Consider the following 18,744-nt stretch of genomic DNA (forward strand, 5'->3'; position numbering starts at 1 on the left):
GGCTCGTGAAACTCGATGGGGAAGGGGAGTGGCACGCTCGATCGACGTGAGTGTGTCCAAACCGGAATGACTCGATCTGCTCTGCTGAGCGTCATGTCGGCCGGATTGTTGGCTGCCGCGGTCCTGGCGCCAGGGGTCGCAAGTGCGGATCCCGATGTCCCTGATGCTGCCTCGACAGGAAACGAATTGTCGGGCAGAACGGTGTTCGTCGATCCCGGTCACCAGGGGACAGGGCACAGTGAGAACCTCGGCAAGCAGGTCGACGACGGACGGGGCGGCACGAAGGATTGCCAGACCACCGGAATGACCACAGTCGACGGGGTTCCGGAACACACCATCACGTGGAACATCTCGCAACTCGTCGCATCCAGTCTGGAGAGCCTCGGCGCCACCGTTGTCTCCTCCCGCCCCGACGACTCGGGTTGGGGCGGTTGCGTCGACGACCGCGCACGGGCAGCGAGTGCGTCGGGCGCCGACGTCGCGGTCAGCATTCACGCCGACTCGACGACTACCGGCGTCGATGCCGACAAGCATGGATTCCACCTGATCGTTCCGACTCTGCCGATTCCGGACGCCGCTGCGAACGCCGCTCAGTCGGAGGGCGGCCGCGCCGCATCCACTTCGATGCGCGATGCGTATCAGCGTGCCGGGTTCACCCCTGCCAATTACGCGGGCGTCGTCGACGGCATTCAGGAACGCTCCGACATCGCAGGGCCGGCGCTGACGAGCGTTCCGCTCGTGTTCGTGGAGATGGGTAACGGCTCCAACCCCGATGATGCTTCGGTACTGGAAAGCCCCGAGGGCCAACTGAAGCATGCGATCGCCATCTCGACCGGTGTCATCGATTACCTGCTCGGCCCCGACACGGCGGTGGAGCCATCGACTGCTGAGGCCGTCACCGCTGTGGCCGATACTGCTGTGGCCGATACTGCTGTGGCCGATACTGCTGTGGCCGATACTGCAGGCACGAGAGCGCCGAATGCAGTGTCGAACCCGAGTGCGGTTTCCAGATTGATTGCGGGAATCGCGCCCTATGTCGATTCGGCGGGCATTGGTGCGCTGGCAGACCTCGTGACCGAGGACAATGTCAGCGCGGTATCGAACGTTGCGCAGGGTCTACTGAGACAGTTACTGGCACCCGAGTAACCTTCCGGTGCGTGGCACGCGCGCGAGACAAGCGAAAGATTCCCGTCGTCCTCGTCTCGGGATTTCTCGGTGCTGGAAAGACGACCCTGCTCAATCATCTGCTTCGCCACAATCGCGGTATTCGGATCGGCGTGGTGGTCAACGACTTCGGGTCGGTCAACATCGATTCCATGATGGTGGCCGGCCAAGTCGATTCGATGGTGTCGTTGGGCAACGGATGCCTGTGTTGTGCCGTCGACGTCGCCGATATGGACGCGATGTTCGACGCACTTGCCGGTACCGAGTCCAGCATCGACGTCATCGTCGTCGAAGCCAGCGGACTGGCCGAGCCGCGAAATCTCATTCGTCTTGTGCTGGCCAGCGAAAATCCTCGGATCGTCTACGGGGGGCTTGTCGGAGTCGTCGACGCTGTCGAATTCGTCGCCACGCGCGCAGCTCACCCCGAACTGGACAACCACCTCGGCCTCGCGGACCTGGTGGTCGTCAACAAGGTCGACCGAGTGTCGGGGGAGGACCTGCGCGGGGTGATCGAGACGGTGCGTGACATCACCGGGGAGACCCCGATTCTCGAGACGACGCACGGACGAATCGATGCAGAACTACTCTTCGATGTCCCCGATCGGAGACCTGATCGAGCCGGTGCGCGCCAACTCTCCTTCGACGAAATGCTGTACGAGGACGACGACCACGCATCGCATCTTCATTCGGGATACACCACCACGCTGTTCGAGAGCGATGAACCGATGGATCCGCGACGGCTGGTGGACGCGTTGGAGAATCCGGCGGGTGACATCTACCGAATGAAGGGCTTCGTCGATTTCGACGTCGAGGGGTACCGAGGGAAATACGTGCTGAACACCGTGGGCCGTCACATCCGGTTCGAGGCCGGGCGTTGGGAACACGACGAGCCGAGGCGTACTCGAATCGTCTTGATCGGCACCGATATCGACTTCGACTACGCCGAGGTTCGCCTTCTCGACTGCGTACGGAGACGAGGCGACGTCGTCGATAGATCTGCGATGCTTCCCGTACATAGATACACTCCGCAGAAAGAGTGATTCGGTACCGGATGGGGGCTCGATGTCGCGTACTTCCACTATTGCGCAACGTATTCTGACCATGTTCGAAAGTCTGCTGGGGATGCAGATTCCTCTGCGAGTTCGTGCGTGGGACGGCAGTGAAGCCGGAGTCCCCGGCTCGGTCACCATCGTATTCGAGAATCGACGTGCCCTTCGGCACGTGCTGTGGGCGCCGGGCGAACTCGGGCTGGTGCGCGCCTACGTATCCGGCGATCTGGACATCGAGGGCGATGTGCTCGAGCTGTTGTCCCTTCCTGGTCTGACCAAGAACCTGGGTGCCGCGGGGATCGGATCGGTGCCGAAGAAGGAGTTGGTGGCCGCAGCGGCCTCGCTCGTGGCGCTCGGCGCCGTCGGTCCTCGTCCGGCGCCTCCGGCGATCGAGGCGAGACCGCGTCGCGGCGTCAAGCATTCGAGATCGAGGGATTCGTCGTCGGTGTCGCATCACTACGACGTCGGAAACGATTTCTATCGGATTCTTCTCGGCCCGAGCATGGTGTATTCGTGTGCGTACTGGGCGCAGGACGACGGGTTGGACAAGGCTCAGTTCGACAAGCTCGACCTCGTCTGCCGCAAACTGGGGTTGGCTCCGGGAATGCGGTTGCTCGACGTGGGCTGTGGCTGGGGATCGATGGCGATACATGCGGCCAGGCACTACGGAGTCTCGGTCGTCGGTGTGACCCTCAGTCAGGAGCAGTTCCAGTGGGCCGTCGAACGTGTTGCGGCCGAGGGGCTCAGCGGCCTGGTCGAGATTCGCGTTCAGGACTACCGTGACGTCACGGACGGCCCGTACGACGCGGTGTCGAGCATCGGAATGTCCGAGCATGTCGGCGATGCGCAGCTCGCCGAGTACGCGAGAACGCTGTTCGGGTTGCTGCGGCCCAAGGGCAGACTCCTCAACCACGCGATCGCATCGGTGGCGTCCATTGCCGATCGAGGCGCCGAGGTGAACGCACACATGTCGGAGTTCATCGAGCGATACATCTTTCCCGACGGTGAGATCCTGCCGCTGAGCCGCACTCTCGACGCGTTCGAGCGCGCAGGACTGGAGACGCGAGACAGTGAGTCACTGCGCGAGCACTACGCGATCACGCTGCGCGCCTGGATAGCCCGACTTCGGGGGGAGTGGGATCGTGTGGTCGACCTAGTCGGCGAGCCGCGGGCGCGTACGTGGTTGCTGTATCTGGCGGGCAGCGCACTCGGCTTCGAAGAAGCTTCGCGTCTGACGATCCATCAGGTACTGGCCGTGCGACCGGACGAGGACGGCGTCAGCGGCCTTCCTCGGACCCGGACGCAATGGCTGGGTGATCCGCGGGAAACGGCGGACCGTCTCTAGAGGCCGACCCATTCGGAGGTGCCTTCGGCAAAATGCTGCCGCTTCCAGATCGGGACCTCGGATTTGATTCGTTCGACGAGTGTCGCGCACGTAGCGAACGCCTCGGCGCGATGTGGCGAGGCCACCGCGGCGACGAGAGCGATATCGCCGACGACGAGGTCGCCGACCCGATGTACCGCGGCAACAGGAAGTCCGGATTCCGATGCCACCTCTGCACAACAGTGTCGTAGGAACCGTTCGGCATCCGGGTGCGCCCGGTATTCGAGCGCGGTCACCGACCGGCCACCATCGTGATTGCGTACGACGCCGGAGAAGAGCACGACAGCACCGTGCTCCACTCCGGCGACTGCTGCTTCGACGAGTGCGGTATCGAGTGGTTCCGCGGAGATCTTCGCGAGCGGCTCGGTCATGCCTGGTCACTTCCTGACGTGTCGTCGTGGAGCCCGTCGCCTGCGACCTGGGCGAGCAGATGGTCGAGAATCGGGCCGAGGACAGCGAGACCGTCCTTCACACCGCCAGGCGACCCCGGCAGGTTGACCACCACGGTCGAGCCCGCGAGTCCGGTCAGTCCTCGGCTCAGAGTCGCGTGCGGGGTGACATGAGTGCCTTTCAGTCGAATCGCGTCGGCGATCCCGGGGAGTTCTCTGTCGAGGACGGCCTTGGTGGCTTCGGGAGTCGCGTCGGTCGGGGAGACACCGGTACCGCCTGTGCTGATCACGATCGACGGTGCACCGCTCAGGGCGTCGCCGAGACCGGCTGCGATATCGGCGTCGGCGTAGACGAGCGGTCCACGTACGGAGAAGCTGCGCTCGGTGAGCCACCGAGCAATCGACGGACCCGTCGTGTCTTCCCTGGTTCCGTTGGCGCCGCCGGTGGACGCGACGAGCACGACTGCCGAACGTGGGCCCGATCGCGGCGATGTTCGGTCGTCGGCGCTCTCGCGTGACCAACGTCCGTGTTTGCCGCCCTCCTTGGTCAGCACGCGCACGCCGTTCATCGTCGCCGCAGGGTCGACGGCTTTGACCATGTCGTGCAGAGTGAGACCGGCGACAGCGACGGCGGTGAGTGCTTCCATCTCGACCCCGGTCGGCCCCGTGGTCTTCGCGGTCGCCTCGACGGTGATCGTGGTGTCGGTGAATCCGAACCGAATATCGACCGAGGACAGCGACAGCTGATGACACAGTGGAATCAGTTCGGAGGTCTTCTTCGCACCCGAAATCCCGGCAATGCGCGCGGTCGCCAGGACATCTGCCTTCGGCATCCCATCGGAGCGCACCAGTGCCACCACTTCGGCCGTCGTCGCCAATTCGCCGGCCGCAACGGCGATTCGGGTCGTATCGGCCTTGTGCGAGACGTCGACCATCCGCGCACGACCTTCGGCGTCCAGGTGCGAGAACCCGGTCACAGTGCCACCACCGATACGTCGGTACCAGCCCCTAGAGCGGTGACGTCTGCATCGACGTCGACGAGTACGTCCGCCCACGCCATCGCGGCGACGAGATGGGATCCGGGACCTGCGATCAATGTCACCTGTCCATCCTGCACTGTGCCGCGGAGGAACTGTCGTTTGCCTGCGACCGAGGTGATCGAATTCTTCAGCGGCAGCCGTCGAGTGGGAATGGGCGCCAATCCTGCCGCCTCGCGCACGATGTCGCGTGCGAACACCAGGAACGACACGACGGTACTCACCGGATTGCCCGGAAAGCTCAGTACCGGTACGCCGCCGACGACGGCAGTGCCCTGCGGTCCACCGGGTTGCATTCGCACCGAACCGAACTCCCCGCCGAGAGGCCCGAGCACATCTTTGACGACCTCGAAGTCGCCCATGGAGACGCCGCCCGAAGTGATGACGAGTTCGGCGGATGCGACGGCGTCGTCGAGGATGCCGCGGAACACTTCAGGATCGTCCGAGCTGCGAAACACTGCGACGACGTCGGCGCCGTTCGCTCGCAGATGCGATGCGAGAGTGACGCCGTTGGAGTCGTAGATCTGTCCGGGACGCAATTTCTCGCCTGCGGACACCAATTCCGCGCCGGTGGTGACCACCGCGACCCTCGGTCTGCTGCAGACGTCGACGTACGGCAACCCCACTGCGGCCAGGACCGCGATGTGGCGCGGTTCGAGCAACTGTCCGGCGCGGACCAACACCGTCCCGGCACGGACATCGCTGCCTTGCTCGCGTACGTACTCACCCGAGTGTCGAGACACGGTGATCGTCACGTGGTCACCGTCGAGCGTCGTGTTCTCCACGGGCACTACCGCATCCGCGTCCTCGGGCACCGGCGCGCCCGTCATGATCTTCATCGCGGTATCCGGTGCCAGCGCTTCGGATCCCGTGTCTCCGGCCGCGATGGTTCTCGTGACGCGCAGGGTTGTCGGCACTGTTGCCACGGACGCCGATCGGACGGCGTACCCGTCCATCTGAGAGTTGCGAAACAGGGGGAGATCGAACGGTGAGAGAACATCGGCGTAGGCCACCCGGCCGAGTGCGTCGGACACCGGAACCGGTTCGGCCGACCGGATCGTCAACGGATTCAGCAGCCGGCGAGTGAGCACTCTGTGCTCCTCTACCGATGCTGCGCTCACGCTGTCCACACCCGAGTCGCCCGATCCGGTGCAGCCGTCACATATCGGTTCGTCATGAGTCCGATCCTAAGCGCGCCGGATCGGTGCCAATGCTCGGTGGATCGAACGTGATTTGCCGCGGGCTGCATACTGGATGTAGTTGCGTCGTACGATCGTCGCTGCGGTTCGAGAGTCGAAGGTGGGTGTCCATGTCCGTCAGCGGTGTCGTCGGGCCCGGAATACCTGTCGCGCTCGGAATACCTTCGGTGAAGACCACAGGTGACGTGGTGATGGACGACAGACCGGATGTGCCAGGGCTGATCGACCGCTTCGGCCGAATCGCGAAAGACCTTCGGGTGTCCATCACGGAGAAATGTTCCCTCCGCTGCACGTACTGCATGCCGGAGGCGGGACTGCCCGCTATTGCGACATCCGACCTTCTGAGCCCTACCGAGATCGGCAGGGTCGTCTCCATCGCGGTGGAGCAGCTCGGCGTGGAGGAAGTGCGGTTCACCGGCGGAGAGCCGCTGATGCGCGCAGATCTCGCCGAGATTCTCGCCGAGTGCTCACAACGGGTGCCAGGAATTCCGCTTGCGATGACCACCAATGCAGTCGGGTTGGAGCATCGGGCGGATCGCCTCGCTGCTGCCGGTCTCACCAGGGTCAACGTCTCGCTCGATTCTGTCGACCGCGCACACTTCGCCGAACTGACGCGCCGCGATCGCCTGCCGTCCGTCCTGGCCGGGATTCGAGCGGCACAACGGGCGGGTCTCACACCGGTCAAGGTCAACGCCGTGCTCATGCCCGAGACGCTGCACGGCGCGGTGGACCTCCTCGCGTGGTGCTTGAACGAGGGTGTGGCGCTGCGATTCATCGAGCAGATGCCGCTCGACGCCGATCACGAGTGGGCACGTGCCGACATGCTCGACGCGCAGCGACTGCTCGAGGTGCTGTCCTCGCGCTTCGATCTGCGCGAGGTCGGACGCTCGGATCCGTCCGCGCCTGCCGAGGAATGGGTCGTCGACGGAACCAGCAGCACCGTCGGCATCATCGCGTCCGTCACGAGATCGTTCTGCTCGGACTGCGATCGCACTCGCCTGACGGCAGAGGGCACCGTCAGGTCGTGCCTGTTCAGCGACGAGGAAACCGATCTGCGCGCCGCGTTGCGCGGGGGAGCGACCGACGACGACATCGCGCAATTGTGGCGCGGCGCAATGTGGAACAAATGGGCCGGACACGGAATCGATGCCGCTGATTTCGTGCCTCCCGAACGGAGCATGGGAGCAATCGGTGGTTGAGGTCCGGTACTTTGCGGGCGCGGCGGACGCGTCGGGATGCACGGCGGAGACGTTCGACCTGCAAGAAGGAAGCGATCTCGCGGCATTGAAGGCCGCGGTACTGCACAGGCACGGCGACGCGCTCGAGGACGTTCTTCGGGTATCTGCTTTTCTCGTGGGCGAGAATCTCACCCGCGATCTCAGCGCGACGTTCGGCGACAGGGTGGACATCCTGCCGCCGTTCGCCGGCGGATAGTGCCGAACGGGGTCGGTCAGTTCTCGGTCGTCCACCAGTCGTCGAACGGAGTGACCGGAACGGCGCGTTTGTGTCTGGTGTTCAAGAACATGCGCTCCAGCGTGTCTGCGACGTCGTCCGGGCTGTCCTTGCCCTCGAGGTAGTCGTCGATCTGGTCGTACGTCACGCCGAGTGCTTCCTCGTCGGGGAGGGCAGGGCGGTCGTCCTCCAGGTCGGCGGTCGGCACCTTCTTCCAGGTACTCTCCGGGGCGCCGAGTTCGCGGAGAAGTGCCGCGCCCTGTCGCTTGGTGAGTCCGGTGAGCGGTGTGATGTCCACGCCGCCGTCGCCGAACTTGGTGAAGAAGCCGGTGATCGCCTCGGCGGCATGATCGGTGCCGACGACGACGTATCCGAGTTCGCCCGCGAGTGCGTATTGAGCGACCATGCGCTCGCGGGCTTTGATGTTGCCCCGCACGAAATCTCGAATGCCCTCGGTACCCAGAGCACGCGCGGTGGCGACGGCCGATGCGTCGGCTGCGGCCTTGATGTCGACCGTCACCGTCCGATCCGGATCGATGAACTTCAGCGAGATCACGGCATCGGCCTCGTCGGCCTGGATTCCGTACGGAAGTCGGACCGCAAGGAATGCGGCTTCGCCGCCTTCGCTGCGTAGCTCCGAAGCTGCGCGCTGGCAGAGCTTTCCGGTGAGCGTGCTGTCCTGGCCGCCGCTGATTCCGAGGACGAAGCCCTTCGCAGGCGTCGCGCGTAGGTAGGCCTTGAGGAAGTCGACGCGTCGCGTGATCTCGGCCCTGGGGTCGATGGTGGACTGGACCGCCAGTTCGCGCAGGATGCGCGTGCGCAGTTCCGAACGTAGTAGTGCCATCGGGCCATCCTATGTCCGCACTCGGCCGCCCGTGGCGCGACGTCTGCCGACGGGCCGTGTTTCCGACGCGATGCCCGCTCTCTCCGAAGACCGACCGATGCGTTCTACCGAGTAACTCTGCGCACCAAGTCTTCCCAGGCGTCGGCGAGACGATCCATCGGCATTCCCAGATCGCGGAACTGATGGAGCACCAGGGAGGCCTCCAGCGGCGTCAGTAGGCCGTATGCGAGGAGTTCGAGGTCGCCCTCGACACCTGCCGCTCGGAGGAGGTTGAGCACGTGCGTGTAGTTGACCATGTGCGCCGGTGCCGAGTATCGAAATTCGAGGGAGTTCTCCGCTGCCCGCATGACCTCGCCTTGAACCTCGACGATGCTCAGGCGTGCTCGGCCGAATGCGACGAGTCTGTCGATCGGTTCGGCTCCTGGGCCGAGGGGAGGTGGACCGAACAGAAACCCGCTCTGGAGTTCCTTCTCGGTGTGATCGAGTAGCGCCCGCATCAGGCCCGACCGGCTGCCGAAGCGGCGAAATACTGTGCCCTTGCCCACACCCGCCTTGGCTGCGAGACCGTCCATGGTGACGGCGTCGGCGCCGATCGTTGCGACCAACTCTGCTGCTGCGTCCAGTAGTAGACGGCGATTGCGTGCTGCGTCGCATCGCTCGGTCTCCTCGCCTGCTATCGGGAGCATGAAGTCGGTCACATCGGACACTGTACCTGTACGGGAATAGATGTGGACCGCGGTCCGGTTGGGTGGTATGAATTGGGTCGAACACCGGCCACTACCCGAAAACCGAAGGAAGATCGACATGTCGCAAGCACACGTACTGGTTCTGGTCGGAAGTCTCCGCGCCGATTCCGTCAACAAGCAGATCGCAGACACAGCGGCCTCGCTCGCTCCCGAGGGTTCGACCGCTCTTGTCTACTCCACCGCTGCACTCGCCGAGGTTGCGTTCTACAACGAGGACATCGACGTCGACGGAAAGGTTCCGGCTGCGGCTCTCGCACTGCGCGCCGAGGCGGAAAAGGCTACCGCCTTCCTTCTCGTCACTCCTGAATACAACGGCACCATCCCCGCCGTCCTGAAGAATGCCATCGACTGGCTCTCGCGCCCGTACGGCTCCGGTGCTGTGAGCAGCAAGCCTGTCGCAGTCATCAGTGCCTCCCCGTCCGGGAACGGCGCCAAGTGGGCACACGACGACGCGCGTAAGGCCGTGGGCATCGCAGGCGGCAAGGTGCTCAAGGATGTCGAGCTCGCCATCGGCGGAACCATCGACAAGTTCGGTACGGCTCACCCGAGTGAGAACTCCGAGGTGTCTGCGCAGATCTCGTCGGTCGTCGCCGAGCTCGTGAAGGCTTCGAACGAATTGGTGTCCGCCTGACCCTATCGGTGATGAGTATCGTTTTCATGTAGAGTGTTGTCATGAAAGTACGGAACTCGCTGAAATCGCTGAAGGCCAAGCCGGGTGCGCAAGTGGTGCGACGTCACGGCAAGGTGTTCGTCATCAACAAGAAGGAGCCACGTTTCAAAGCGCGTCAGCGCTGAGATCCAGTTGCTCGGGCAAGGGTCCTCGAACCGTGCGGTTCGGGGGCCCTTTCTCGTATGTGATCCGACCGAGAACGAAGGGATGAAATGGGTCGATTTCACCCTCGGTGCGCGGCGTGTCGACTTGCTGTCCGGAGCGTGGCTCACGGGCCTGTCCGGTAAGTCATCGGCGAGCGAGGAGATGTGACGCACGACACGCCGGTATGGGCCGAAATTTCTTGGAATCGTAGGACGCTGACCAGCGAATTCCATGGATGTTGTTCGCAACATCTCGTGTTGTAGGCATATGTCGGACACTAGGTGTAGTGTCTGAACCGTCGAGAGGCCACAACGCGCGAAGCGGTGAAAACCCGAATCGAGCCCGTGGAAATCCCCTCGAAACCGTCGAGATTCCGGGTTCGATTCCGGACTCCGACTCGGGTCCTGATCTGGATCCTGGCCGGTGTCTTCGAGCCTCGAATGGTACCTCGGACGGCACACGTCAACGAACACGCAGTGCAAATCGACATCGCAGTGCATATCGACATCTCGGCGCATATCGACATCTCGGCGAACCCGCGATTTCGGCCAGGGAGAAGGGACCCCCACATGAGCATCACCGTCTACACCAAGCCCGCCTGCGTACAGTGCAATGCCACCTACCGCGCTCTCGACAAAGAGGGCATCGAATACTCCGTCGTCGACATCTCGCAGGATCCCGAAGCACGTGACTTCGTCATGGCGCTCGGGTACCTCCAGGCTCCGGTCGTCGTCGCCGGCGAGGATCACTGGTCGGGATTCCGTCCCGATCGCATCAAGTCGCTCACCGCAAACGCTGCTTGAAGACAGGACGGAGATGAGCTGTGACTTCGGCTCTCACTCCACCGTCGACACACCCGCTGGTCTACTTCTCGAGTGCGTCGGAGAACACGCATAGATTCGTCACCAAGCTGGGGATCCCCGCAACGAGGATTCCCCTGCGTCGCTCGGAGGGCCTCGAAGTAGACCAGCCGTATGTGCTGATCCTTCCCACTTACGGTGGCGGAACCACATTCGCGGGACGGGACACGGGGTATGTCCCCAAGCAAGTCATCAAATTCCTCAACGACAAGCACAATCGATCACTGATTCGAGCGGTCATCGCAGCGGGCAATACCAATTTCGGTGATTCCTTCTGCTTCGCAGGCGATGTCATTTCACAGAAGTGCGCGGTTCCGTATCTCTATCGATTCGAACTGATGGGGACTCCCGAAGACGTCGAGAGGGTCCGAGAGGGGCTCGTAGATTTCTGGGAGCGAGAGTCTCGGCGAGCAGCGCACGCACATTAGTTACAAGACTCGAAAGAAACTGGAGCGACAAGCCGTGGCACCGACCATCACCGAGGTAGCACCCGTCAATTCCGTCCGAGCGGATGGTGATCTCGACTACCACGCGCTGAACGCGATGCTGAATCTGTACGGTCCCAACGGCGAGATCCAATTCGAGAAGGATCGCGAAGCCGCCAATCAGTACTTCCTTCAGCATGTCAACCAGAACACCGTGTTCTTTCACGATCTGGACGAGAAGCTGGATTACCTCGTCGAGGAGAACTACTACGAGCCAGAGGTTCTCGACCAGTACTCCCGTGAGTTCGTCAAGTTCCTCATCAACCACGCGTATTCCAAGAAGTTTCGGTTCCCGACGTTCCTCGGAGCGTTCAAGTACTACACGTCGTACACACTCAAGACGTTCGACGGCAAGCGCTACCTCGAGCGATTCGAAGACCGGGTGTGCATGGTCGCGCTCACCCTCGCTGCAGGTGACGAGGCACTGGCAACCGACCTGGTCGACGAGATCATCGCAGGGCGCTTCCAGCCGGCGACCCCGACGTTCCTGAACTCGGGAAAGAAGCAGCGCGGCGAGCCGGTGTCCTGCTTCCTGTTGCGTATCGAGGACAACATGGAGTCCATCGGTCGTTCCATCAACTCCGCTCTGCAGCTGTCCAAGCGCGGTGGCGGTGTTGCCTTGCTGCTCAGCAACATTCGTGAGGCCGGCGCTCCGATCAAGCGGATCGAGAACCAGTCGTCCGGTGTCATCCCCATCATGAAACTGCTGGAGGACTCGTTCTCCTACGCCAACCAGCTCGGAGCGCGTCAGGGCGCCGGTGCCGTGTACCTCCATGCGCATCACCCCGACGTCTACAAGTTCCTCGACACCAAGCGCGAGAACGCCGACGAGAAGATTCGTATCAAGACTCTGTCGCTGGGAATCGTCATCCCGGACATCACGTTCGAGCTGGCGAAGAAGAACGAAGAGATGTACCTGTTCTCGCCGTACGACGTCGAGCGCATCTACGGAGTTCCCTTCGCCGACATCAACGTCAGCGAGAAGTACTACGAGATGGTCGACGACAAGCGAATTCGCAAGACCAAGATCAAGGCGCGCGAATTCTTCCAGACTCTCGCCGAGCTGCAGTTCGAATCCGGCTATCCCTACATCATGTTCGAGGACACCGTGAACCGGGCAAACCCGGTGAAGGGCAAGATCACTCACTCGAATCTGTGCTCCGAGATTCTTCAGGTCTCGACGCCGTCGGAGTTCAACGACGACCTCTCCTACAGTCATGTGGGCAAGGACATCTCCTGCAACCTCGGTTCGCTGAACATCGCCAAGGCCATGGATTCGCCCGACTTCGGCAAGACGATCGCTGTCGCGATCCGCGGTTTGACCGCTGTCTCCGACCAGACGCACATCTATTCGGTGCCGTCGATCGAGCAGGGCAACAACGACTCTCACGCCATCGGTCTCGGCCAGATGAACCTGCACGGATACCTCGCCCGCGAGCGCATCCACTACGGGTCGACCGAGGGCATCGATTTCACGAACATCTACTTCTACACAGTGCTGTTCCACGCGCTCCAGGCGTCGAACCAGCTCGCCAAGGACCGGGGCAGCTACTTCAAAGGATTCCCGGAGTCGAAGTACGCCTCCGGTGAATTCTTCGACAAGTACACCGATCAGGTGTGGGAGCCGAGCACGGCACGCGTCGCGTCGCTGTTCACCGAAGCAGACCTGCACATCCCGACGCAGGCCGACTGGACCACGCTGAAAGCATCGGTGCAGCAGCACGGCATCTACAACCAGAACCTGCAGGCCGTCCCGCCGACCGGATCGATCTCGTACATCAACAACTCGACGTCCTCGATTCACCCGGTCGCGTCGAAGATCGAAATCCGCAAGGAAGGCAAGATCGGCCGCGTCTACTACCCGGCGCCGTACCTCGACAACGACAACCTGGAGTACTACCAGGACGCATACGAGATCGGTTACGAGAAGATCATCGACACCTACGCTGCTGCGACGCAACACGTAGACCAGGGCCTGTCGCTGACGCTGTTCTTCAAGGACACCGCCACCACACGCGATATCAACAAGGCTCAGATCTACGCATGGCGCAAGGGCATCAAGACGCTGTACTACATCCGCCTGCGTCAGATGGCGCTGGAGGGGACCGAGGTGGAGGGTTGCGTTTCGTGCATGCTGTGAGCGGCGCTCTCTGATCGACACCCACTCGAACCCATTCAAGGACATCTCATGACTGCTGCACCGCATTCACCCGCGGACGGGGCAAAGATCAAACTGATCGACCGCGTCTCCGCCATCAACTGGAACCGTGTCCAGGACGACAAGGACGCGGAAGTCTGGGAGCGGCTCACCAGCAATTTCTGGCTTCCCGAGAAGGTGCCGGTCTCCAACGACATCCCGTCGTGGGCAACGCTGAACGCCGTCGAGAAGCAGCTGACGATGCGTGTGTTCACGGGTTTGACGCTGCTCGACACGATCCAGGGCACCGTGGGTGCAGTCAGCCTCATTCCCGACGCGATCACTCCGCACGAAGAAGCGGTGTACACCAATATCGCGTTCATGGAGTCCGTCCACGCCAAGAGCTACAGTTCGATCTTCTCCACACTCAGCGCCACCCGCGACATCGATGATGCGTTTCGCTGGTCCGAGGAGAACGCGAACCTGCAGCGCAAGGCCGAGATCGTCCTCGACTACTACAAGGGTGACGATCCACTCAAGCGCAAGGTCGCGTCGACGCTGCTCGAGTCGTTCCTGTTCTACTCGGGCTTCTACCTGCCGATGTACTGGTCCTCGCGGGCCAAGCTGACCAACACCGCCGACCTCATCCGCCTGATCATCCGCGACGAGGCCGTGCACGGCTACTACATCGGTTACAAGTATCAGAAGGGCCTGGAGAAGGTCAGCGAAGCTCAGCGCGAGGAGCTGAAGAACTACACGTTCGAATTGCTCTTCGAGCTCTACGACAACGAGGTCGAGTACACCCAGGACCTCTACGACGAGATCGGACTCACCGAGGACGTCAAGAAGTTCCTGCGCTACAACGCCAACAAGGCGCTGAACAACCTCGGCTACGAGGGCCTGTTCCCGAAGGACGAGACGGACGTGAACCCGGCGATTCTGTCGGCACTCTCACCGAACGCCGACGAGAATCACGACTTCTTCTCCGGCTCCGGGTCGTCGTACGTCATCGGCAAGGCCGTCAACACCGAGGACGACGACTGGGACTTCTGATCCCCCTATGCGAGCAAGGCCCTCCGGTTACGAACCGGGGGGCCTTCCTTGCTTCCGGATGTCGTCCGCGTTCTTCGGCATACGTCCCTGCTCGGAAAGCGCACGCCGTAGCAGGAATTCGATCTGCGCGTTGGTGCTCCTGAGGTCGTCGGCAGCCCAGCGGGCCAATGCGTCGTGCACCGCTGGGTCCAGCCGAAGAAGGATCTTCTTACGTTCGGCAGCCATGGGTCACTGGTACAACGATCCGGTGTTCACCACGGGCTGTGTATCTCGATCACTGCACAGGACGACGAGAAGGTTGGACACCATGGTCGCCTTCCGCTCCTCGTCGAGCTCCACGACATGCTTGTCCTCGAGTTTCGCCAAGGCCATCTCGACCATTCCCACAGCTCCCTCGACGATCTGCTGACGCGCCGCGATCACTGCACCCGCCTGTTGACGTCGAAGCATCGCCTGTGCGATCTCCGGCGCATAGGCGAGGCGGTTGATGCGTGTCTCGATGACTTCGACGCCTGCTGACCTGACGCGCGCGTGTACTTCGAGGGACATTGCCGCAGTGATCTCATCGGCGTTCTCGCGCAACGACATTCGGCCCTCGGCATCGTACGGGTAGCTGCCGGCGATGTGACGGACCGCGGACTCGGTCTGCACCGCGACGAACTCCTCGTAGTCGTCGACCTGGAACAACGCGAGCGCAGTGTCGGCGACCTGCCACACCACGATCGCCGAGATCTCGATCGGATTGCCGTCGGCGTCGTTGACCTTGGACTGACCGGTCTCGTGATTGCGGATCCGTGTGGAGATCGCCTTCCTGATGGTCAGCGGGTTGGTCCAGCGGAGTCCGGGTGTGCGGAGCGTGCCGCTGTACGAACTGCCCAGAAGTTGCAGCACGCGAGCCTGATTCGGCTGCACGAGGGTCAGTCCGATCAGGGCCGGCAGCGACAGGATGAACAGTACGACGCCCGCGACGCTCAATGCCGGCAACGACAGCGGCAGGCCGAAGATGAACGCGGCAATACCGCCGAAGAACAGGACGAGGCCGACGCCGAGCATCGACCACCCCGGCAGATCCCAGCCCGGGCGCTCGGCAATCGTGGTCGTCGGAGTACCCGTGGGCTTCTCGGCAACGGTCGTCAGTGTGGACATGTGAACCTCCCCGCGTCGTGGTGATACTAAAGTGATATCACATTTATGGTGACTCTGGGGTGACCGAGGGCGACATTCGGTCACTCTGAGTTATCGGGTGTGACATTCACTCACTCTGGGGTGACCGGGGGAGCGGATGTCAGCGACGGAACCAGGCCTCGGGACCGCCGGTGAGCGCCTTGTCGATTCGTAGGCGCGAGGTGTCCGAGAGATCCTCGGGCAGTGCGTCGGGTGCGAACCACTGCACGGCGAGGTTCTCGTCGTCGGCGACGTGGGCTTCGCCGCCGGTATGGCGCGCGAGGAAGGTGATGTCGAGGTACTGCGCCACATCACCGTTCGGGTAGGTGATCTTCTCGGTCACGTCGACGCTGGTCAACCGCACGAGCTCGGCGTCGATTCCGGTTTCCTCACCGATCTCGCGGAGCGCCGCAGGACCTGGTTCCTCGCCGGGTTCGAGGATGCCGGAGACGATCGCCCACAATCCGTTGTCTCGTCGGAGCGTCAACAGCACCTGGCCTTCGGCGTCGAGCACAACTGCACTGACGCCGGACAACCATAGCGGCGAGGTGCCGACCCGGTCGCGAAGAGCAAGGACGAATTCGGGTATCGGCATGTCAGGAAACGTACGCGTTCAGAGAGTTGGTCACATCCGCAACGATGGCGCGTGCTGCGACGATTCCGCTGCCGGACCACACCGTGTCGTCGACAGCGAAAATGCGGCCGTCCTTCGCCGCCCCGAGATCTTCCCACCCGGTACTGCCCATGACGTCGGTTCCGAAGGACTCACCGTCGTCGCCGTCGAAACGGACGTAGACGATATCGCCCTCGACAGCGGACAGATCGTCGGTCGAGACGGTGTTTGCTGCTTCGGTCTGCGTCGGCGGACGCTGGACTCCGACCTCGCCGAGAACTTCCCTGGCGAACGACGTCGGCGCATCGGTGACGATCGAATCGGGCAGGAACCGTACGACGGACGCCTGCGTCTGTGTTGCGTTCACGTCGCGTCCGGCCTGCTGGGCGTCGGCGCTGAAGCGGGCGAGTTCGTCGAATCCGGTCTGGCCACGGCCCAGTGCCGCTGCAGCTTGCAGGAATGTGCTTTTCCACCCGGCGTCGGAGCCTGTGAGGACTGTCGGCGCGATGTCGGTGAGGGAGGCGTATGTCTTCGACCCGAGAGAGTCGGCGCCGATGATCAGATCGGGATTCAGGGCGGCGATGGCGTCGACGTCGGGGGATCCGACTACGCCGACACTCGGAATCTCCGCAATACCGGTTCCGAGGTACAGGGCCTGGTCTCCGTCGCCGCGGAAGTCGGGATCCAGCGTCGATGCACCGACGACCCGCTCCCATACCCCGAGGGCGCACGTGGCGTCCACGGACGCGGAGTCGAGAACGACGATCCGCATCGGATCTGCGGGAACCTGTACGACGCCCTCGCTGGAGCCGACGGATCGAACCGCTCCTTCTGCTCCGGCCGGGTCGACCGGTGCGGTCGCCGGGCAGACCCCGGTGGTGGGGCGGTTGTTACCGACCACTCCTGCGCCAGCGACGTTGGTCGTGCTGCGCACGATCGTGGACGCGTCGTCGTTCGATGCCGGGGTGTCCGCACATGCCGCGGCGACGAGCGCGGCGCCGAGGGCTAGTGCGAGTGCGACTCCGACGCGTCGTGCGGATGACACGGCGGGCACGTGCGTGTGTGTGGGCAACTCGTCGAATTCCTTACCGAAGTGGGGTGCTGTCACACCTTATCCACCGTCCGATGGGCTCACGACATTCACCGCAGGTGGGTCGTGTCGGAGGCATACCGGGCCGACGTATCCGGTGGGCGCCGCAGTACCGGCGGGGTTCTCTTGCAGGTCCGACGCTCGAATACGACACACGGTAGGACCGGTTCGGCATGCCGCCGTCACACGGTCTACGATTCTTAGAGCGCAAGACACCAGGACGTCCCCTCGCATGCTCGGGGTGGGACGCATCTTCAGGAGGATCAGTGACTGCCCTAGCGCCTAGGCCGACTCCCGCTGTGACGGCGGCGAGGCCTTTTCCGCCGAGGATGGGACCGAAGGGTTCTTTTCTTCACAAGGCGGTGACGACGACTGATCCCAAGGTGTTGGGGATCATGTACATCGCGACCTCGATCGGGTTCTTCTTGGTCGGTGGGTTGATGGCGTTGTTGATGCGCGCCGAGTTGGCTGTGCCGGGGATGCAGTTCTTGTCCAACGAGCAGTACAACCAGTTGTTCACCATGCACGGCACGATCATGTTGTTGTTGTATGCGACGCCGATCGTGTTCGGGTTCGCGAATTACATTCTGCCGTTGCAGATCGGTGCCCCTGATGTGGCGTTCCCGCGGCTCAATGCGTTTTCGTATTGGTTGTATCTGTTCGGGGCGTTGATCACCACGGCCGGGTTCATCACCCCGGGTGGTGCCGCGGACTTCGGGTGGACGGCGTACACGCCGCTGACGTCGGCGTTGCATTCGCCGGGTGTGGGTGCGGACTTGTGGATCATGGGGTTGGCGGTGGCTGGTTTGGGCACCATTTTGGGTGGGGTCAACATGATCACCACGGTGATCTGTTTGCGGGCGCCGGGGATGACGATGTTCCGGATGCCGATTTTCACCTGGAACATTCTGGTGACCTCGATTCTGATTCTGCTGGCGTTTCCGTTGCTGACGGCGGCGTTGTTGGGGTTGGCGGCGGATCGGCATCTGGGTGCGCATCTGTTCGATCCGGCGACCGGTGGGGTGTTGTTGTGGCAGCACTTGTTCTGGTTCTTCGGTCATCCCGAGGTGTACATCATCGCGTTGCCGTTCTTCGGGATCGTGTCGGAGATTTTCCCGGTGTTCTCGCGTAAGCCGATGTTCGGGTACACCACGTTGATCTATGCGACGATCGCGATCGCGGCGCTGTCGATCGCGGTGTGGGCGCATCACATGTATGCGACCGGTGCGGTGTTGTTGCCGTTCTTCTCGTTCATGACGTTTTT

General features: G+C 62.6%; 21 protein-coding genes. 12 read left to right on the forward strand and 9 right to left on the reverse strand.

Going from position 1 to position 18,744, the window contains the following annotated elements; translation table 11 throughout:
• Positions 1-66: 66 nt before the first annotated feature.
• The 3 genes from RY1_RS28145 to RY1_RS28155 are packed head-to-tail and all read left to right on the forward strand — an operon-like array spanning position 67 to position 3,558.
• Positions 67-1,146: an N-acetylmuramoyl-L-alanine amidase gene (locus tag RY1_RS28145; RefSeq protein ID WP_072807346.1), complete on the forward strand. Its 1,080-nt coding sequence runs from the start codon at positions 67-69 to the stop codon at positions 1,144-1,146.
• Between the two features lie 11 nt (positions 1,147-1,157).
• Positions 1,158-2,204: a CobW family GTP-binding protein gene (locus RY1_RS28150; protein ID WP_072807347.1), complete on the forward strand. Its 1,047-nt coding sequence runs from the start codon at positions 1,158-1,160 to the stop codon at positions 2,202-2,204.
• A gap of 22 nt (positions 2,205-2,226) precedes the next feature.
• The gene (locus RY1_RS28155; protein ID WP_072807348.1) at positions 2,227-3,558 is read left to right on the forward strand and encodes a class I SAM-dependent methyltransferase; all 1,332 of its coding nucleotides are present in this window, start codon (positions 2,227-2,229) and stop codon (positions 3,556-3,558) included.
• Here the strand turns inward: RY1_RS28155 and RY1_RS28160 are convergent.
• The 3 genes from RY1_RS28160 to RY1_RS28170 are packed head-to-tail and all read right to left on the reverse strand — an operon-like array spanning position 3,555 to position 6,144.
• The gene (locus RY1_RS28160; protein WP_072807349.1) at positions 3,555-3,968 is read right to left on the reverse strand and encodes a molybdenum cofactor biosynthesis protein MoaE; all 414 of its coding nucleotides are present in this window, start codon (positions 3,966-3,968) and stop codon (positions 3,555-3,557) included. The two genes, RY1_RS28155 and RY1_RS28160, sit on opposite strands and share 4 nt — an antisense overlap.
• Positions 3,965-4,963, reverse strand: a complete 999-nt coding sequence (moaCB, locus tag RY1_RS28165) for a bifunctional molybdenum cofactor biosynthesis protein MoaC/MoaB (protein ID WP_072807350.1) — start codon at positions 4,961-4,963, stop codon at positions 3,965-3,967. Before moaCB ends, RY1_RS28160 begins: the two co-directional genes overlap by 4 nt.
• Positions 4,960-6,144, reverse strand: a complete 1,185-nt coding sequence (locus RY1_RS28170; RefSeq protein WP_072807364.1) for a molybdopterin molybdotransferase MoeA — start codon at positions 6,142-6,144, stop codon at positions 4,960-4,962. The genes moaCB and RY1_RS28170 overlap by 4 nt, the downstream gene beginning before the upstream one ends.
• A 188-nt stretch (positions 6,145-6,332) precedes the next feature.
• Between RY1_RS28170 and moaA the strand changes: the two genes are divergently transcribed.
• Together moaA and RY1_RS28180 are read left to right on the forward strand one after the other, a co-directional pair.
• Entirely contained in the window at positions 6,333-7,421 is a 1,089-nt protein-coding gene (gene moaA / locus RY1_RS28175; protein ID WP_072807351.1) for a GTP 3',8-cyclase MoaA, read from the forward strand.
• A complete protein-coding gene (locus RY1_RS28180) occupies positions 7,369-7,656 on the forward strand; it encodes a MoaD/ThiS family protein (RefSeq protein WP_072807365.1) in 288 nt (95 codons plus the stop codon). Before moaA ends, RY1_RS28180 begins: the two co-directional genes overlap by 53 nt.
• Positions 7,657-7,672: 16 nt before the next feature.
• On the opposite strand, the gene nadE is transcribed toward RY1_RS28180, so the two are convergent.
• Complete coding sequence (nadE, locus tag RY1_RS28185) at positions 7,673-8,518, reverse strand: NAD(+) synthase (RefSeq protein WP_072807352.1); 846 nt, start codon at positions 8,516-8,518, stop codon at positions 7,673-7,675.
• Positions 8,519-8,622: 104 nt separating this feature from the next.
• The gene (locus RY1_RS28190; protein WP_174565497.1) at positions 8,623-9,204 is read right to left on the reverse strand and encodes a TetR/AcrR family transcriptional regulator; all 582 of its coding nucleotides are present in this window, start codon (positions 9,202-9,204) and stop codon (positions 8,623-8,625) included.
• Between the two features lie 118 nt (positions 9,205-9,322).
• Here RY1_RS28190 and RY1_RS28195 point away from each other — a divergent pair, with 118 nt between their 5' ends.
• The 6 genes from RY1_RS28195 (at position 9,323) to nrdF (ending at position 14,613) form a co-directional block, all read left to right on the forward strand.
• Positions 9,323-9,895 carry an NAD(P)H-dependent oxidoreductase gene (locus RY1_RS28195; RefSeq protein WP_072807367.1) on the forward strand — a complete coding sequence of 191 codons (573 nt, stop codon included), beginning with the start codon at positions 9,323-9,325 and terminating at the stop codon, positions 9,893-9,895.
• A 41-nt stretch (positions 9,896-9,936) separates the two neighbouring features.
• The gene (ykgO, locus tag RY1_RS28200) at positions 9,937-10,059 is read left to right on the forward strand and encodes a type B 50S ribosomal protein L36 (RefSeq protein ID WP_072807353.1); all 123 of its coding nucleotides are present in this window, start codon (positions 9,937-9,939) and stop codon (positions 10,057-10,059) included.
• A 588-nt stretch (positions 10,060-10,647) separates the two neighbouring features.
• Positions 10,648-10,881, forward strand: a complete 234-nt coding sequence (gene nrdH / locus RY1_RS28205) for a glutaredoxin-like protein NrdH (protein WP_072807368.1) — start codon at positions 10,648-10,650, stop codon at positions 10,879-10,881.
• A gap of 20 nt (positions 10,882-10,901) precedes the next feature.
• A complete protein-coding gene (gene nrdI / locus RY1_RS28210; RefSeq protein WP_072807354.1) occupies positions 10,902-11,366 on the forward strand; it encodes a class Ib ribonucleoside-diphosphate reductase assembly flavoprotein NrdI in 465 nt (154 codons plus the stop codon).
• Positions 11,367-11,400: 34 nt separating this feature from the next.
• Complete coding sequence (nrdE, locus tag RY1_RS28215; protein ID WP_072807355.1) at positions 11,401-13,563, forward strand: class 1b ribonucleoside-diphosphate reductase subunit alpha; 2,163 nt, start codon at positions 11,401-11,403, stop codon at positions 13,561-13,563.
• Between the two features lie 48 nt (positions 13,564-13,611).
• Positions 13,612-14,613 carry a class 1b ribonucleoside-diphosphate reductase subunit beta gene (nrdF, locus tag RY1_RS28220; RefSeq protein WP_072807356.1) on the forward strand — a complete coding sequence of 334 codons (1,002 nt, stop codon included), beginning with the start codon at positions 13,612-13,614 and terminating at the stop codon, positions 14,611-14,613.
• 27 nt (positions 14,614-14,640) lie between these two features.
• Here the strand turns inward: nrdF and RY1_RS28225 are convergent, their stop codons facing one another.
• From RY1_RS28225 to RY1_RS28240, 4 genes are all read right to left on the reverse strand, one after another.
• Positions 14,641-14,838 carry a type II toxin-antitoxin system antitoxin gene (locus tag RY1_RS28225; protein WP_072807357.1) on the reverse strand — a complete coding sequence of 66 codons (198 nt, stop codon included), beginning with the start codon at positions 14,836-14,838 and terminating at the stop codon, positions 14,641-14,643.
• A gap of 3 nt (positions 14,839-14,841) precedes the next feature.
• On the reverse strand, positions 14,842-15,759 hold the full coding sequence (locus tag RY1_RS28230) for an SPFH domain-containing protein (RefSeq protein WP_072807358.1): 918 nt from the start codon (positions 15,757-15,759) through the stop codon (positions 14,842-14,844).
• A 139-nt stretch (positions 15,760-15,898) separates the two neighbouring features.
• Entirely contained in the window at positions 15,899-16,372 is a 474-nt protein-coding gene (locus RY1_RS28235) for an NUDIX hydrolase (protein WP_072807359.1), read from the reverse strand.
• A gap of 1 nt (position 16,373) precedes the next feature.
• On the reverse strand, positions 16,374-17,498 hold the full coding sequence (locus RY1_RS28240; RefSeq protein WP_245819994.1) for an ABC transporter substrate-binding protein: 1,125 nt from the start codon (positions 17,496-17,498) through the stop codon (positions 16,374-16,376).
• 248 nt (positions 17,499-17,746) lie between these two features.
• Between RY1_RS28240 and RY1_RS28245 the strand changes: the two genes are divergently transcribed.
• Positions 17,747-18,744 (forward strand): cbb3-type cytochrome c oxidase subunit I (locus RY1_RS28245; protein ID WP_174565485.1); only part of this gene is annotated, 998 nt, incomplete at its 3' end.

Origin of the sequence: Rhodococcus yunnanensis NBRC 103083 (genome assembly GCF_001895005.1) — a bacterium.
Taxonomy (GTDB): domain Bacteria; phylum Actinomycetota; class Actinomycetes; order Mycobacteriales; family Mycobacteriaceae; genus Rhodococcoides; species Rhodococcoides yunnanense.

Bases quoted from the DNA above. Each gene is read 5' to 3' on its own strand.
- RY1_RS28160 (WP_072807349.1), bottom strand. From the start codon at position 3,968: ATGACCGAGCCGCTCGCGAAGATCTCCGCGGAACCACTCGATACCGCA.
- nrdF (WP_072807356.1), top strand. From the start codon at position 13,612: ATGACTGCTGCACCGCATTCACCCGCGGACGGGGCAAAGATCAAACTG.
- RY1_RS28235 (WP_072807359.1), bottom strand. From the start codon at position 16,372: ATGCCGATACCCGAATTCGTCCTTGCTCTTCGCGACCGGGTCGGCACC.
- nadE (WP_072807352.1), bottom strand. From the start codon at position 8,518: ATGGCACTACTACGTTCGGAACTGCGCACGCGCATCCTGCGCGAACTG.
- RY1_RS28225 (WP_072807357.1), bottom strand. From the start codon at position 14,838: ATGGCTGCCGAACGTAAGAAGATCCTTCTTCGGCTGGACCCAGCGGTG.
- RY1_RS28145 (WP_072807346.1), top strand. From the start codon at position 67: ATGACTCGATCTGCTCTGCTGAGCGTCATGTCGGCCGGATTGTTGGCT.
- RY1_RS28180 (WP_072807365.1), top strand. From the start codon at position 7,369: ATGCCGCTGATTTCGTGCCTCCCGAACGGAGCATGGGAGCAATCGGTG.
- RY1_RS28195 (WP_072807367.1), top strand. From the start codon at position 9,323: ATGTCGCAAGCACACGTACTGGTTCTGGTCGGAAGTCTCCGCGCCGAT.
- RY1_RS28155 (WP_072807348.1), top strand. From the start codon at position 2,227: ATGTCGCGTACTTCCACTATTGCGCAACGTATTCTGACCATGTTCGAA.
- ykgO (WP_072807353.1), top strand. From the start codon at position 9,937: ATGAAAGTACGGAACTCGCTGAAATCGCTGAAGGCCAAGCCGGGTGCG.
- RY1_RS28230 (WP_072807358.1), bottom strand. From the start codon at position 15,759: ATGTCCACACTGACGACCGTTGCCGAGAAGCCCACGGGTACTCCGACG.
- nrdH (WP_072807368.1), top strand. From the start codon at position 10,648: ATGAGCATCACCGTCTACACCAAGCCCGCCTGCGTACAGTGCAATGCC.
- moaA (WP_072807351.1), top strand. From the start codon at position 6,333: ATGTCCGTCAGCGGTGTCGTCGGGCCCGGAATACCTGTCGCGCTCGGA.
- RY1_RS28190 (WP_174565497.1), bottom strand. From the start codon at position 9,204: ATGCTCCCGATAGCAGGCGAGGAGACCGAGCGATGCGACGCAGCACGC.